Below are 15648 nucleotides of genomic sequence, written 5' to 3' on the forward strand. Positions count from 1 at the left end.
TAAATCATAAATGTATTCAAGCAGCGATCCAATAAATATACTTATTGCCGCTCGTTATAAGTAAGTGTTAATATAATTCAATTTGCAGCAGGAGAGTCGACCTCTTGTTTTTCTCGTGGTGGTGACTGTTTTTTTATAGCCGTGATTGTTATTAATATACGAGACCGAACATGCTATAAATACAAGTTGGCATAAACCGAAAGTTTTTAAGGTTTATGATCCGGCAATTACGGGTGCTCTAATTGTGGAACCCAGTGGAAAAAACATGATACGGAAGGAAGACACTGATCAAAACATGTATATATTCGGTATTGAAATATTTTAATAAACTATAAAATGGCAGTTCAAATTATATCTATAGCAGTAGTTATCGTTATTGTTATTTACTTTTTAAAGAAGGAGAAGACCAAAGAAGATGCTTACTTTGGCGAGCCTAAGAAGTATACCAAGAAGGAAGAGAAAGTTCTTAATCACTATAAGAGCATTTACAAATCTCTGCCGAATGATTCCCGGTTTCCCGCCATCAAGCGTAATGGCTATGAACTTGAAGATATAGCCTATACGGCCACACAAATGATCTATGATAATCCAATTCCCGCAAGGGACGAAATTGAAGAGATCGAGCAGGGAGATCTGGTCAAGTTGTTATTCGTAGATGACGAAGGTTACGTAGAACGAATGTGGGTTGAGGTTCAGGAAAAGGATGGTGAGATCTATAAAGGTCTTTTAAGAAACGATGCATTTGAATTCGAAGGCTTAAAAGACGGAGAAACTATATATTTTCATTCCAATCATATCTATGATATTGAGAAGAAATAGAATTGTTTGATATTGGGAGAAATGCAAATAGTGTAGTGTGATATTTATTGGATTTATAGCATTAGCGATTTTTATACTTGTGGGGATTCCGCTTGGACTTTCACTCTTGATTTTTTGGATTATTAAAAGGAATGGATCTGACAAGCGATGGAGATTGGTTGCAGCTGTACCTATCCTGATAGTTGGCTACTTTATTTATACGGCCATTTATCCACCTGAAAGTTTTTATCGGGAAGATTTTAAAGAAGTAACAGGAGTGGATTTCCCGTATGATGGACAAATACTATACAAGACAGCAACGTATCCCGATCATTTTGGAGACTATGAATCAACCAGCGTAGTAAAACTGCCGAAGGACTTTTATAATGATTTGCCTGATAAGCTCTTGATTAACGGGCTGGTTCAAAAGAATACCCTTGATCAATTTGACATGGATGAAGTATTGGAAAAATTTGATGGGTTAACAATGCAAAAAGAGTATAGTAGTGAGACAGAGACGCCAGTAGTTTATTATGTAGGCTTTTTGTCGGACAATGAAACTGTAATTGTTCGCAGGTCGAGTTGGTGATAGGTATAGTATCCAACATCATTTTACCTATGTCTCCGCAGAGCCCGCTTTTGGGATTCTAACGGAAGCACGTTATAAATAGCTCATTCGCTATAATTGTATTCAATCACAAGATACTGCGAGAGACTCTGTTGAGATGAAAGCCGAACTGAGTTCGTAATTTCATCACACCCCAATTCCACACTCACGGGTAACGGATAACTGTTAACGGCCCCAAGTATCACATGAAAATGTGAACGCACAATCCCTCGCGTAGCGCTATATTTCTTAAGTAATCACCCTTACACCTTACCCTCATTACCCATGACAGTTTCTGCTATATCCAGGAATGGCGCTCCGGTGTCGCAGGCGGAGCGTATCGTTGTGCTCGATAGTTTACGAGGCATCGCTATACTCGGTATCCTGCTGATGAATGTTCCTTTGTTTACCATGCCTGGCCCTCTGGGCTTTGATCCCTTGCTGAAACACGAAACAGGTATAAATCTTTACTGGTGGTATATCGTAAATGGTTTCTTCGATGGTACTCAGCGCGCGTTATTCTCCATGTTGTTTGGTGCGGGTATTATACTCTTTATAGGACGACAGGAGAACAGGAGCGAAGGACTTCAGCCGGCAGACTATTTCTTCAGACGCCAACTGTGGCTCATGATGTTTTCGCTCATCGATGTTTTTGTGTTGCTATGGTTTGGCGATATCCTGCTGGACTATGCATGCTACGGCATGATGCTCTTTACTTTTCGTAAACTATCGCCACGGCAATTGATCATTGCAGCCGGTATATGCCTAGCGCTTATGTTGGTGCGCGAGAACCGCGACCTATACCTCGACAAGAGTGTCATTAGCAAGGGCGAAGCCGTAGCGGCCATCGATACTACGGTAACCAAACTTACAGCCGATCAAAAAGACGAGCTGGAGGCCATGCAGGGTTTTAAGAAGCGAACATCACGGGAAGGTAAACTTAAACGTGCAGAAGAGATAACCCGCAAAATGCAGGGCGACTATGCCACGGTGTATATGCACCGCACCGACATCTATATCAATCACCTGCCCGATTATCTTTTTCTGCAGGCATGGGATGTGTTCATTTGTTTTTTTCTTGGTATGGCATTCTATAAATCGGGTATACTTACCGGACAGGCATCGGTACGGCTATACGCACTCATGGCTGTTGTAGGGTTGGGTATTGGTGTGCCGCTTGCCCTGGTGCGTTTACAAAAGGGGATGTACTACGAGTTTAACTGGTATGAGTATACGCGGCATGCTACGCTTCAATACTATCAGCTGGAGCGTATAGCGCGCTCGTTAGGCGTGCTGGGCGCTATTATGCTGCTATATAAATCCGGAGTATTCAACTGGTTTTTTAAGATGCTGCAGCCGGTGGGACAGATGGCGCTTACTAATTACCTGTCGCAGTCGCTTATATGCGGTGTTATTTTTTATGGCTTTGCGTTTGGTTTGTTTGGCAAGCTGGAGCGTTACCAGGTATATAATGTAGTGCTGTCTATCTGGGCATTTCAGATTGTGTTCTGCAACATCTGGATGCGTTTCTTCCTATACGGCCCGGCAGAGTGGCTCTGGCGCTCACTTACCTACTGGAAGCCACAACCATTCCGGAAGAGCGTTTAAAGTATATATTTACAGCAGCCGGATTTTCAGACCGAAGCTCAGAAAATAATTATAGGGTGTAAATATACTTTTATTGTATTCGTAGCGGAAGTAATCGTACGTAGTGCATCGTTTTGATAGCTCGTATTCAAATCCTTCCTGCAAGAAAGGTTTATCGGGTTCGTAGGGATTGAATGTGTCGTACGACCCGAATGAAGTTTCTAAAAATCCTTTGGGCAGCAGGTATCGCGCTGCTACTTTAAAGATGCCATAGTTACTATGATCGCCCTTTCGAGTAGGCAATGCCTCGGTGTTATTATTCTGTCTGGCTGATACTAAATATCCCAAACCACCGATAAGTTGAAGTGAATGCAGTGGAATAAATTTACCTTCAATGGCTGCCAGCTCATTGGTTTTGCGATAGGCCGGTGAAGGATAACGAATTACATTATCGGAGATACGGGTAAGAACACGCACGGTCTTCCAGAGCCATTTGGTTTGCAGTTCCAGTTTATAGTGATAGAACGAATTGAACTTCTGCGTACGCTGCCCATACCGTATACCCGCTTCCAATCGCAGCCAGTTATTGAGCCGGAAGTTAGGCACTATGTTTTCATCAAAACGATAGTGCCCGTGGGCATCGGATATAATTCGTGTATAGGTTAATACCGAGATACGTTCTTCGCGTTCTTTCTCCCGTTGTATCTTTGCCGTGGTTGTGCGGATACGTGTTGTATCATTCTCTTGTGCCTGTGCTACACGTATGGTTAACAATAGTAATGTAACCAACAGGTGGCCATATAATTTTGTGCGCATGGTATATTGATTGGTGGGATCAATAATTACGGCAAGCAAAGTAATTCCTGATCGTTACACAACAAACTATTAGGGCTATATTCAGTAATGTTTAAGATAACTTTAAGCTCGCTTTAATGATAGCAAGGAAGAAGATCGCACGAAGGTATATATACACGTCAGGTCAGCGTGACTTCACCCAATGTTGTGCATCTAAAGAGTTCTGAAAATATTTGGTCATCATCAGTTGCATGCCAGAGGCATGTGCCGCCTGGATCGACATCTTAGTAAATACATCATCGGGCACAACGAATGCCAGCACTTGCAAGCCATGCTTCACAACCCATGGGAACCATACCGTTTTAATATACTCTTGCCCGCCAACCGGGTATACTGTAATCTCGCGTAGGTTAACGATGCATTTCTTTAATGCGTAGTGTGTAAACATTTCAAATTCGTATTCAACTATTTTCTTCAGTTCGTCCAGCGTTATAAAACCAATGAAAGTTACCTCCAGACATTGGAGATCTTCATTGTGTAACACGCGGGCATAGTCGGTATAGAGGTTGTTCATAAGATGTAGGGATGTATTAAGGATCATTCGTTTTCCGATTTTTTCAAAGCATCGTCTTGGATGCAACTTGAGCGTTGGATATTGTTACCCATCGCACGGCATCTTCCATCCGGTTGAAGTAAGCGTGGGCGACTTTATCATCAGCAATCTCCATCATACTTTCAGCAGACATGTGGATAAAGATATCGTCCGACAGAATCATGGCTACTTTAGAGTGCCCCGCTGCCACTGCCAAATCTCTCCATTCTCCTGCCGACCATCGCTGGTCTTCCTCGAGTATAATCCAGTTGGTAAGCGTTCTATATACCAACCTGCCGGTATTGAATTGTTTCATGGCATCGATCATGGCCATCATACCGGTTCGATATTCGCGTGAAGACGGTGCTATTTTCCATGTGGCGATAAGAATGTGGTGAGCCGGGTCGTACTGGATCATTTTGTACTCGGAGTCAAAACAGGTAGTCATCTGGTATAGGAGTTATGTTTATATATGTGTAATCCGTATGCACGAGGAGTGGTAAACGAGCGATTGAGACCGCGTGTGTGATAAATGCTGCGGTTAAATTGTTTATTAAAGCATTGACAGTCCATACCCCGTACGAGGTATAAATCCTGGCTGACCTGGCCTGACGTGGTTGTTTTTAGTGATACATTCTTGCACTACCGGGCCTTGCAACAATGGCAAAATACTCAGTATATCTATTACTTTCAGACCGTTTCAACGGGCAGGCTATCTGAAAGGAGAAGGCTATATTTCTTTTTTCAAACGATACTCGTGGTATTAATAAAGCACTTCATGCAGCATCAATGGCGTGATCGTATCTCAGAGACCTCCGTAAAAATACGGTCATTGTTTTCGGTAATTTTTTCAAACAGGATCAAGTACTAAGCCTGAGCAGAATAGTATAACCTTTTTATTTTTTTTGTAAACCAAAGAACGGCAAGCCCTGGAAGCTCCTGAACAGCTAATTTCCAATCCCTGATACCAGCGCTTTATGCACACCATTCACTCACAACACTCGACACACAAGACCTAACCATCATGCTTGGCAAAGATTCTACATACAATGTTTACGGAATGTTTAAGACAAAGCGTCTTATTGAAATAATTCTACCGGTAATTCTGTTTCTCACGTGTATATCATCCGTTGTGAACGGGCAGGGATTGTTTATTCGAAAGTACCTGGCAGATGAATATAAGGGAGGGCAGAATTTTCAGGCGGGTGAAACTAAGGATGGTACACTATACTTTGCGAATAGTGAAGGACTGCTGTCGTTCGATGGTATTGAATGGCGCATGCTCTACCTGCCGAAACATCAGGCGATCATGTCGTTTGCCTTCGACTCGCTGGATAACATCTATGTGGGAGCTATGGGAGAATTTGGTTATTTCCGGAAAAATGATTCGGGAATTTATACCTATACATCGCTCATGCATTTGATTCCCTCCGAATACCAGGAAGAGCTGAGCGTATTACAGGTGCTGGTGGCCGGCAACGGAGATATTCTTTTACGCGACTATTGGCATACATTCCTGTATAGCAACGGGCAGATAAAATCGTTGAACGATCGCTTGCCATTTGGAGAATTTCTGGTCCCGGTGGGTGAAGAAATATACCGTATATATGGTAAAAAACTCTACCGATATGCCGAGGGCAATTTTACCATAGCCCCGCTCCAGGTGGAGGGAGATATAGAAATTATGTATATAGCGCCTTATCTGACAGGGCAATATCTTATACTGGACATGGATAGGAAGGTGTGGATATTAAACCCTGCAGCCGAAGCAGGCAAGCGCATGCACCTTCTGATCGATATTGTCGCTGTTAGTAAGCCCAATATAAGGCCCTCTCAGGTAACCTGTTTAAGCAATGGGTTGATATATGTAGTGGCAGAGGGTAATCTTTTCTTTTTTGATCAAAACGGTAAAAAAGTATATCATATAGATGAAGATGTTTTGCGCTATATATACCTGAACGATTTGTTTGAAGATAGCAAACATAACCTGTGGATCGCAGGCAACCGCGAGATCGTACAGATTAGTACCAGTTCTCCGTTGTCGTATTATGACGATCAGGATGGTATACATCATAAGATCACTGCGCTGAACGAAGACGATGAGAACTTGTATGTAGGCTCTGGCTGGGGGCTATACTGTAATCCGAAAGGTACATCGCAGTTTAAGGTAATACGAAACGCAGATGGTATTGTATGGAGAATATACCGCTTTGGCGATAAAGTATATGCCGCACACCAGCAAGGTGTTTGGGAGCTGCATGGCGAAAGAGTGATCCAGGTGGTAGATGAGTTAAGCGTAATGGCATTATGCAAGCTCAGAAACGAACCTGACGGATTTATTATAGGTACTGCTTACGATGGGATCTGGTTGACTACGAGAAAGCCCGGCATGTGGAGTAAGCACAAAGTTAAAGGCTTTGCCAATACAGAGGCTCGCTATATAGAAGAGGATAATGACGGATATATCTGGCTGGCGAACTACAATAAAGGTATTAACAGATTGCGATTGAATGAAGCCAAAGATTCTGTTATTGAAAATCGCTATTATGACAGTCGTAACGGGTTACCATCAGATGTAAACAACCGGGTATATAGAATAAAAAGTCTGGATAAGGTTGTAGTCACTACCGTGAATGGTATATATACCTTCAATAACACAACACAACGATTTGAACCCTACCTGCCCATTAATGCCGTACTGAGTTCCAATGTTTGTATCTATACGGTGGACGAAAACGCAACGGGTGACATTTACTTCTGGGGCGGCCTGCCGCAGATGAAAGAATTTGCGGGCTTGTTAAAGAAGCAGCCGGACGGGAGCTATAGATGTATAACGGCACCCTTTAGTAAGATCGACATGCCTATACGCGACCTTCGTGTAGATGTAGATGCGCCCGTGTTTGTGCCGATGAGCGGGGGCTTATTTATTGGCAACGACCTGCGGTTGGTTCACTATGACCCCGAACAGAAAACTTTTTTTGATGAACCTATGCCCGTTGCCATCAAGCAAATATGGGCTGGCGATTCATTGATATACCAGGCAGGACGAAAAAAGAATATTGCCGAGCTGCCAGCATACATGAACAACATCCGGTTTCATGCCGGCAGCGATATATATGAAAACCCGGAAAGGATAAAATATCAATACAAACTCGAAGGATTTGATGAGCGGTGGTCTGACTGGCAATCATCGCGCGAAGCGATCTATACTAATTTACCACACGGAGACTATACTTTTCTGGTGCGGGCGAAAGATCAGTCAGAACGCATAAGTATTCCGGCTTCTTTTTCGTTTACCATAGAGCCGCCCTGGTACCGGACTATATTAGCGTATTTTCTATTCTTTGCATTGTTTGTATTTCTCGTCTATACCATTGTGCGAATATATACCTGGGGCATGACGGAGCAAAAGCTCGCCTTGCAGCGAAAGGTAAGTGAGCAGAACCAGGAGTTGCTTACACAAAACGAAGAACTCTTTGCTGTAAATGAAGAGCTCGCCTCGATCAATGACGAGGTATACCGGAAGAATGAGGCAATCAGCGAACAGGCTAAAGAACTGGCAAGGCTGAATGCTTCGAAAGATAAACTCTTTTCAATTGTTTCGCACGACTTGCGCGGACCGGTTCGCCAGGTACAAGATATACTGAACCTGATTGACCTCAACTATATATCCGAAGCGGAAATGAAAAGGCTAATGCCGCAGATGAAAGATAATATTCGCCAGACGCTCAACCTGACGGAGAACCTTTTGTATTGGGCCAAGAGCCAGATGGACGGTATGCTGATGAAGCCGCTGATCTTTGATCTGCGCAGCATTGTAGAAGAGAATATACACCTGCTGGCGCCTATTGCCTTCAACAAAAGAATAAAGATAGTAAGCGCTATATATGATACAATACCGGTATATGCCGACCGTGACATGATACAACTGGTGCTGCGTAACCTGATTAGCAATGCTATAAAATTTACTCCGCACGAGGGAGCGATCAGCGTTAAATATAAACGACACGATTTATACACCGAGATGTGGGTGGAAGATACCGGTATAGGGTTATCGGCCGAAGAACTCGCCAAGCTGTTGAACCAGGAACAATTTACCAAGCATGGCACCTCGGGCGAGAAGGGTGCCGGTATAGGATTTGGTCTTTGCCGGGAGTTTGTAGAGAAAAACGGAGGAACGATCACAGTAGAAAGTGAGTTGTACCGCGGCAGTAAATTTACCTTTACCGTGCCCAACAGTCCGTAATGCTATAGCATGAATAGATGGGAATGATTATCCCGGTATATAGAGCAAATGTTTTGTCTGATTATAGGATAGATATATAAATGAATAATTTTTATAAGGGTTTATGCGTTGTGCTGGTGGGGATGGCTCTGCTTGGTTGCCAGACAAAGCAGGCTGCTGTTGATGGTACCTATAAGCGGTATTGCCTGAGCCGGCTGGATGATGCGGTGGATCAATGTAAGACATGTGCTGTTGGCTCGATGGATAGTTGTTATAAATCTATTTTTTCTATTGATACGGTAAGGGATATCAACAAAGATATATGGCGCGGTTATGCACATGCGAAAGGATTGTTCCATCATGGGTTCTTTAAGGAATCAAGGCAAATGATGAATGAACTGGTTCGCGATACCGGAGATCCATCGTTGTTACTGGAGCACGCGCGGTTGTTACAATTGCGTGGTGATATGGAGGTGATTGAAAATCAACAGACCGCTGCAGCCAGAGATTATTACAAGAGTATAAATATATACGTCCAGTTAGCGTGCCCCAAAGATGTAGCCATTTGTTATGCAGCAGTGGCAAACATTCAATACAATGGCGCCAATTACAAGCTGGCTATTGAAAACGGGCATCGTTCATTGGCGCAAAGCGCGGTAACGAGAGATGACTCGATGCGGTATATCAATGTGTATAACACTATGGCACTTTCGTTTGTGCGGCTGCACAATATCGATAGCGGGATGTATTACTTTAAAACAGCCGAAAATATAGCGGTACATACAGAGGCAGAATTTTGGATCGGGCTGGTCAACGGAAATATGTCAACCATCATGATACAACAGGGGCGCCTGAAGGAGGCACTTGAGAACCTGACGGTTGATATGCGTGTGAGTAAGAAATATAAAGAATACGGATCGGTAGCGGCTGCTATGCTTAGCAAAGGAGATATATATACCAAACTCGGTAATATAAAAGCGGCCCGCCTGTATTACGACAGTGCTTACCAGATGTCTGAAACCATAGCGAATGAGAAGGAGTTATTGGCAGTATACTTTAAAAAGATGGCGCAATTTAACCGTAGCCAAAAAAAATATAAAAATGCCGATTTATACTTTCAGCGATATATAAGTTTACGTGATTCTCTTAAAGGTGTTAACGTGGGGAAGAACCTGGAGCAGATCCAGAACAAGTCGTACATGGAAAAACAGCTTGCTGATATAAACCTGCTCAAGATGCAGAATAGCTATAAAACAAAAGAGCTACAATTGTGGCAGTTGTGTATCGGCACTATAGCCTGTGCACTTGTGCTGCTGGTGGTGCTATACCGGAACAAGCGTGTGCATAACAATCAACTGAAAAGCCTTAATTCTGAGTTAGAGCAAAAAGTAAAGGATCGTACACTGGAGTTGACCCGCACTAATGAAGAATTGGATACGTATTTATACCGCGCATCGCACGATGTAAGACGTCCTATACTCTCCATCATTGGTCTTGCACAGATCTCAGCATTTGCAGCTTCTGCTGATGAACAGGCTGATATTCAGCAGAAAATTATTTCTACAGCACAAGAGATGGATAAAATGCTCAATAAATTAAAAATGACCTACGAACTCCGTGCACCGATTGATACGGAGACTTTTGACCTATATCTCTATATTACTGAACTCGCGCATACTATTGGAAGTTTCTATCCCCAGGCCAGTTTTACCATAAGCAAACAGGGAGAAGCGATGCTGGCTTCTGATATACGGTTTATCACGATGGTGTTTCTTAATATACTGGAAAACGCCTGTGTCTTTAGTCATCAGCATCCGCAAGTGCATATTGATATAAGGGGAGAGGAGACAACTTTACAGGTAAGCGTTACTGATAAAGGTATTGGTATTCAGAAAGAGTACCAGAGCAGAATATTTGAAGCCTATACACGGTTCAGCGAACGATCTGTGGGAAGCGGCATAGGACTATATATAGTTTCGCGCGCGCTCACCAAGGTGGGCGGCCGTATTTCTGTACAGAGCACAGCCAATGAGGGGAGTTCTTTTATTGTGCAGCTGCCCCGGAGAGTATAAATATATTCTCCGCAGCAGGATAGTTTCTATCGTCTGATATGTTCTTTTCGGTGCTGCAGCCCCCACTTCACCATAATATCCAGCACTTCTTTAAAGGAATTGCCTGATTTGGTTAGTTCATATTCAACTGTTACAGGTATAGTCGTATATACCGTTCTCTTTACAAAACCATTAGCTTCAAGATCTTTCAATTCTTTGGAGAGCATGCGCGGGCTAATATTCGGTATTTCTTTTTCGAGTTTGCGAAAGCGCTTCTTCCCGTATTGCAGCACACCGATAATTGGTAATTTCCATTTGCCATTGATTACGTTCATGGTATCATTCACGGCCAGTACGTAGGTACTCGAACATTTTTTTATCTGGTCCAGTCTCGATAATTCTGATAGTCTGCTCATCTTTTCTTTGGTTGATTGCCTATACCTGGGAAGATGCTACTATACTTTAGTATAGCGCTATACTTTGGTATAGTGATTATGCCGATGTACTGCCGATGTTCTTTGGCGACAAGGTATTGGAAACCGGAATTTTTCTTCCGGCTGGTAATGGCAAAGTATCGTATGCTCTTCGTACCGATATGGCAGAAGCTGCAGCGAACATTCTTACCGGTTCGGGGTATGAGAATAAGGACTATACTATTTTGAATACAGTGCAATATTCTTTACAGGAAGTTGCAGATATTCTTAGCAGTATTACCGGCAGGAAAATAATATACACAAGCCCTGACGTAGCTGTATATACGGAGGCGTTGACAAAAGCAGGAGTTCCTGCGGAGTATATAGGAGTGTTTGCAGGCTTTGCCGAGGCGATTCGCCAGGGAGAGTTTGAAGCGACTTCCGGTGACCTTGAAAACCTGATAGGACGGACACCGGCAACCTTGCAAGACTATTTTAAAACGGTATATAATTCAAAATAAATCCGATGTAGTAACGGGAATGTAGTGTTGGTATCGTTGTTAATGTCGATAGTTTGCAAAATACTCAGGGAAATCCTGATATATAGTGTGTTTGTTATAAGGGAATATCTTACATGATATTCACCAGCAATCAGTATATATCTTAAATATACCTTAATATAGCATAAGGACAGAAGCACTTTGCGAGAAGCAGAGTGCTTTTTTTATAGTATGATTCATCGTCAAAAACATTTTTGATGTACAGAAGTTGATGCTTCGTTGTGTGTATTGAGTAGAATTTTGCAAGATCATGTTCGTGAGCTGTTGAAATTGTTCGGCATCACGTAATTGGAGGATGTGTAATAAATGCAGGAGTTCGAAGAAAAATAGTAAATCACGACAGCCGTGCGTTCATAAAACCGAATTTGTCTCCGTTCACATCCAGTCGTTGATACAATTTTTATGTAAACTCATCGACAGATGTTTCCCTCTCAACCTGAACTGCCAGTAAAGATTTCAGAATCATACCCGGTTTCATGTAACGAAGCAACGCGAAGTCCACACGCGTATGAATTAGTCATCATTTGGTAATCAGTAAGCCATTTTTTGCGGAGTCTGGTAGAATCACCCCGTGTGTCTCGCGCATGTAATGCAGTGTGCACATGCACCGGAAATAACTTTTTTGCCCCCAATACTTTTGTGCGTATCAAATCGAAAGTCAGCAAGGTGCTGGCAGAATATGAGGGGATGAAAAAATTTTATCAAAACATGAAAGTAATAACAGTGTCTCGGATTGTCTTGGTGGTGGCAGCGTGTATGATAGCACAGTTCTCATGGGCGCAAGGGTGTAACTGTAAATATACAGTGGGGTTGACCGAAACGAATGTAGATGGTAATGCATTAGGAATTAAACCTGGTGATGTTGTTTGTATACAGGCCGGTAACAGAAGTGTTTTGCGTTTTGCCAATTTTCAGGGAACAGCAGCACAACCTATTATTATCAAGAACTGCGGTGGTGTTGTAAATGTAAGCAACAGCGACAGAGGTTATGCGATGTGGTTCTCTGCAAGCCGTTATTTTAAAATTACCGGTACTGGGGATGCAGCAAGTCCGTATGGTATAAATTGTAGCGCTACAAAATCGGGCGCCAATGCATTTGTAGTATCAGACCTGAGCTCAGATGTAGAAGTAGACCACGTAGAAATTAGTGGCTCTGGCTTTGCCGGAATGATGATCAAGACTGATCCGCGATGCGATCTCTCTGCTAACCGCGGTGTATTTACCATGTATAATGTAGTAGTGCATGAAAATTATGTACACGATGTAAAAGGAGAAGGTTTCTATATCGGTAACTCTTTTTATAATGGATGGACAGGAAACACCTCATGCAGCGGCACTACACTATATCCGCATGATATTATAGGATGTAAAGTATATAAGAATAAAGTACGCAATAGCGGTGCTGAAGCAATACAAGTAGGAGCAGTGCCTTCCGGCTGCGAGATATATGATAACGATGTTGAATTGTTTGGACAAGATCCGTTTGCCAGCTATCAGAACAATGGTATACAGATCGGTTTAGGTACCGGTGGTTTAATGTATAACAACATTATTAAGAATGGTCCAGGCGATGGTATCATTGTGCAGGGTAAAGGCGATAACATTATCTATAACAACGTTATTATTGCCTGCGGTAGTCATGGTATATATTGCGATGATGCTACTACAAGCGGTACACTCGGCAATGGTTTCTCCTTCATCAACAACACCATCATTAATCCTGGAGGCGATGGTTTGAAGATTGCAGCAGAGCGTGTAGCGATGAACCACTTCCTCAATAACATTATCATTAAGCCTGGCACAGGTGTATATGTTAACAAGACGATGACATCGGTTAAGATGGAAGAGTTGAACAACTATTATACTGCGAATATAGACGATGCAAAATTTGTGAATGCAGCGGCAGGCGATTATCACCTGCAAAGTACATCGCCCGCCCTTAATAAAGGAGCGACAGTAACTACTTACGGTGTAACGTTCGACTATGATGATAAGAGCAGACCTTCCGGTGGTGTATATGATATAGGTGCGTTCGAGTTGCAGGCAACAAACACAGTGCCCACAGTAAGTGCCGGTACCGATAAAACAGTTACACTTCCTACGTCCAGTGTTTCGCTTGCCGGAACAGCCAGCGACACAGGCGGAACAATCACTTCGTATGCATGGACAAAACAAAGTGGTCCGAGTGCTACTTTGAGCGGAACATCAACATCAACACTGTCTGCTACTGCACTGGTAAATGGTACCTATACCTTCAGACTTACTGTTCAGGATAACGCAGGTGCTACAGCATCAGATGATGTTACAGTAACGGTTAATAACCCTCCGACTGTTAATGCGGGTGCTGATGTAACCATAACTCTTCCAACTTCCAGCGTATCAATCACTGGAACTGCCAGTGATACCGATGGTACCGTTGCTTCGTATGCATGGACACAACAGAGCGGTCCGGCTACAGTAACTGTGAGTGGTGCCACAACGGCTACACTATCGGCTTCTGCACTGGTAGCAGGTTCTTATACTTTCCGACTTACTGCCGTGGATAATGTCGGTGCTTCCTCATATGATGATGTAGTGGTAACGGTGGTAAAAGCAAACGTTGCGCCCACGGTAAATGCAGGAGCAGATGCTATCATTACACTTCCGACATCAAGCGTAACACTTACCGGTACGGCAAGCGATACTGACGGAACTATTGCTTCCTATAGCTGGACCAAACAGAGCGGCCCTGCTGCAACACTGAGTGGTTCTACAACGGCTACGCTATCCGCTACAGCATTGGTTGCTGGTACGTATACTTTCAGACTTACCGTTCAGGATAATGGTGGCGCTACGTCATCAGACGATGTAATAGTAACAGTGAACAATGCCCCGGTAGCAAACGCAGGCGCTGATGTTACGATCACACTTCCTACTTCAAGTGTAACACTGACTGGTACAGCCAGCGATACGGATGGAAGTATAGCTTCTTATAGCTGGACGAAACAGAGCGGTCCTGCTGCAACTTTAGGTGGTGCTACAACGGCTACGTTATCTGCTACAACATTGGTAGCCGGAACTTATACCTTCAGACTTACTGTGCAGGATAATGCTGGTGCCACGTCATCAGACGATGTAGTGGTAACGGTAAACAATGCAGCAACACCTCCCGTAACGGTAGCTACTCCTATATTTCGTATCAATGCCGGTGGTACCGAAATAAGTGCTACACCAATCAACTGGAAATCGGATACGCAAGCTTCCAAGTCACAATACCTGGATGCTGCCAGTGCCAACTATACTTCCGGTGGTTCAACGTGGAGTGGTACCAACACAACAGGTGCGCCTAATAACCTGTTCGGTCCTAACCGTTATTCGCCTACCTATGGTGGTACTACAATGGAGTGGAACTTTCCTGTGCAAAGCGGAACGTACCAGGTAAATCTATACTTCGCAGAAACACCGTATGCCGGTGGTGTGAAGGCTGCAGGTGCGCGTGTGTTCCATATCAACGCAGAGGGTACACGCCAGCTTAGCAACATTGATATCTATGCTGAAGTAGGTATGAACGCCCTGAAGAAACAATTTCAGGTAACGGTAACCGATGGTACGCTGGATCTTGACTTTGTACGCTCGGTGGGTAATCCGCAGGTAAATGGTATCGAGATTGTAGCCTTAACGACACAGACTACAACTTCTGCCCGCGTAGAGACGGTTGACGTTGAACAGGTTGTAAAAGAAACAACAATAACATCTATACAGGCTAGCCCGAATCCATTTACTGATAAACTGCAGCTTACACTGGATGCACAAGGTGAAAATGTATCGGTAGTATTACAGGATATGAGTGGCTATACAGTGCTGCAGGAAATGCAACACGATGTTTCTTCGATCGCACTTGATTTCAAAAACACCAATATTCCTTCAGGAGTATATATTATCACGGTAAATGCAGACGGCAAAGTCCTGAAGCAACGCCTGATCAGAAAGTAATTTTTAGTTTAGTTCCATGAAAGCAAGAGGCCAACCGAAAGGTGGCCT

At 43.3% G+C, this 15648-nt stretch carries 11 protein-coding genes; 7 read left to right on the forward strand and 4 right to left on the reverse strand.

Annotation, left to right across the window (positions count from 1 at the left end):
- The first annotated feature begins 336 nt into the window (after positions 1 to 336).
- From VIN08_RS25365 to VIN08_RS25375, 3 genes are all read left to right on the forward strand, one after another.
- Positions 337 to 819, forward strand: coding sequence for a DUF2314 domain-containing protein (locus VIN08_RS25365; RefSeq protein ID WP_331971616.1), 483 nt, complete (start codon positions 337 to 339; stop codon positions 817 to 819).
- A gap of 37 nt (positions 820 to 856) precedes the next feature.
- A complete protein-coding gene (locus tag VIN08_RS25370) occupies positions 857 to 1387 on the forward strand; it encodes a hypothetical protein (RefSeq protein ID WP_331971618.1) in 531 nt (176 codons plus the stop codon).
- Positions 1388 to 1690: 303 nt separating this feature from the next.
- Positions 1691 to 3013 carry a DUF418 domain-containing protein gene (locus VIN08_RS25375; RefSeq protein ID WP_331971620.1) on the forward strand — a complete coding sequence of 441 codons (1323 nt, stop codon included), beginning with the start codon at positions 1691 to 1693 and terminating at the stop codon, positions 3011 to 3013.
- Positions 3014 to 3022: 9 nt separating this feature from the next.
- Here the strand turns inward: VIN08_RS25375 and VIN08_RS25380 are convergent, their stop codons facing one another.
- The 3 genes from VIN08_RS25380 to VIN08_RS25390 form a co-directional block, all read right to left on the reverse strand.
- Entirely contained in the window at positions 3023 to 3847 is an 825-nt protein-coding gene (locus VIN08_RS25380) for a hypothetical protein (RefSeq protein WP_331971622.1), read from the reverse strand.
- A 124-nt stretch (positions 3848 to 3971) separates the two neighbouring features.
- Positions 3972 to 4361 carry a hypothetical protein gene (locus VIN08_RS25385; RefSeq protein ID WP_331971625.1) on the reverse strand — a complete coding sequence of 130 codons (390 nt, stop codon included), beginning with the start codon at positions 4359 to 4361 and terminating at the stop codon, positions 3972 to 3974.
- 43 nt (positions 4362 to 4404) lie between these two features.
- Complete coding sequence (locus VIN08_RS25390; protein ID WP_331971628.1) at positions 4405 to 4827, reverse strand: hypothetical protein; 423 nt, start codon at positions 4825 to 4827, stop codon at positions 4405 to 4407.
- 612 nt (positions 4828 to 5439) lie between these two features.
- On the opposite strand from VIN08_RS25390, the gene VIN08_RS25395 reads away from it, so the two are divergent.
- Both VIN08_RS25395 and VIN08_RS25400 read left to right on the forward strand, forming a co-directional pair.
- A complete protein-coding gene (locus tag VIN08_RS25395) occupies positions 5440 to 8625 on the forward strand; it encodes a sensor histidine kinase (RefSeq protein WP_331971631.1) in 3186 nt (1061 codons plus the stop codon).
- Positions 8626 to 8705: 80 nt separating this feature from the next.
- Complete coding sequence (locus VIN08_RS25400) at positions 8706 to 10676, forward strand: ATP-binding protein (protein ID WP_331971634.1); 1971 nt, start codon at positions 8706 to 8708, stop codon at positions 10674 to 10676.
- Between the two features lie 26 nt (positions 10677 to 10702).
- Here VIN08_RS25400 and VIN08_RS25405 read toward each other — a convergent pair whose 3' ends face one another.
- Entirely contained in the window at positions 10703 to 11071 is a 369-nt protein-coding gene (locus tag VIN08_RS25405; protein WP_331971637.1) for a helix-turn-helix domain-containing protein, read from the reverse strand.
- 95 nt (positions 11072 to 11166) lie between these two features.
- Here VIN08_RS25405 and VIN08_RS25410 point away from each other — a divergent pair, with 95 nt between their 5' ends.
- Entirely contained in the window at positions 11167 to 11589 is a 423-nt protein-coding gene (locus VIN08_RS25410) for a hypothetical protein (RefSeq protein WP_331971640.1), read from the forward strand.
- A 747-nt stretch (positions 11590 to 12336) separates the two neighbouring features.
- The gene (locus VIN08_RS25415; RefSeq protein WP_331971643.1) at positions 12337 to 15600 is read left to right on the forward strand and encodes a PKD domain-containing protein; all 3264 of its coding nucleotides are present in this window, start codon (positions 12337 to 12339) and stop codon (positions 15598 to 15600) included.
- Positions 15601 to 15648 lie beyond the last annotated feature (48 nt).

Source organism: Ohtaekwangia sp. (assembly GCF_036568665.1).
Lineage (GTDB): Bacteria > Bacteroidota > Bacteroidia > Cytophagales > Cyclobacteriaceae > Ohtaekwangia.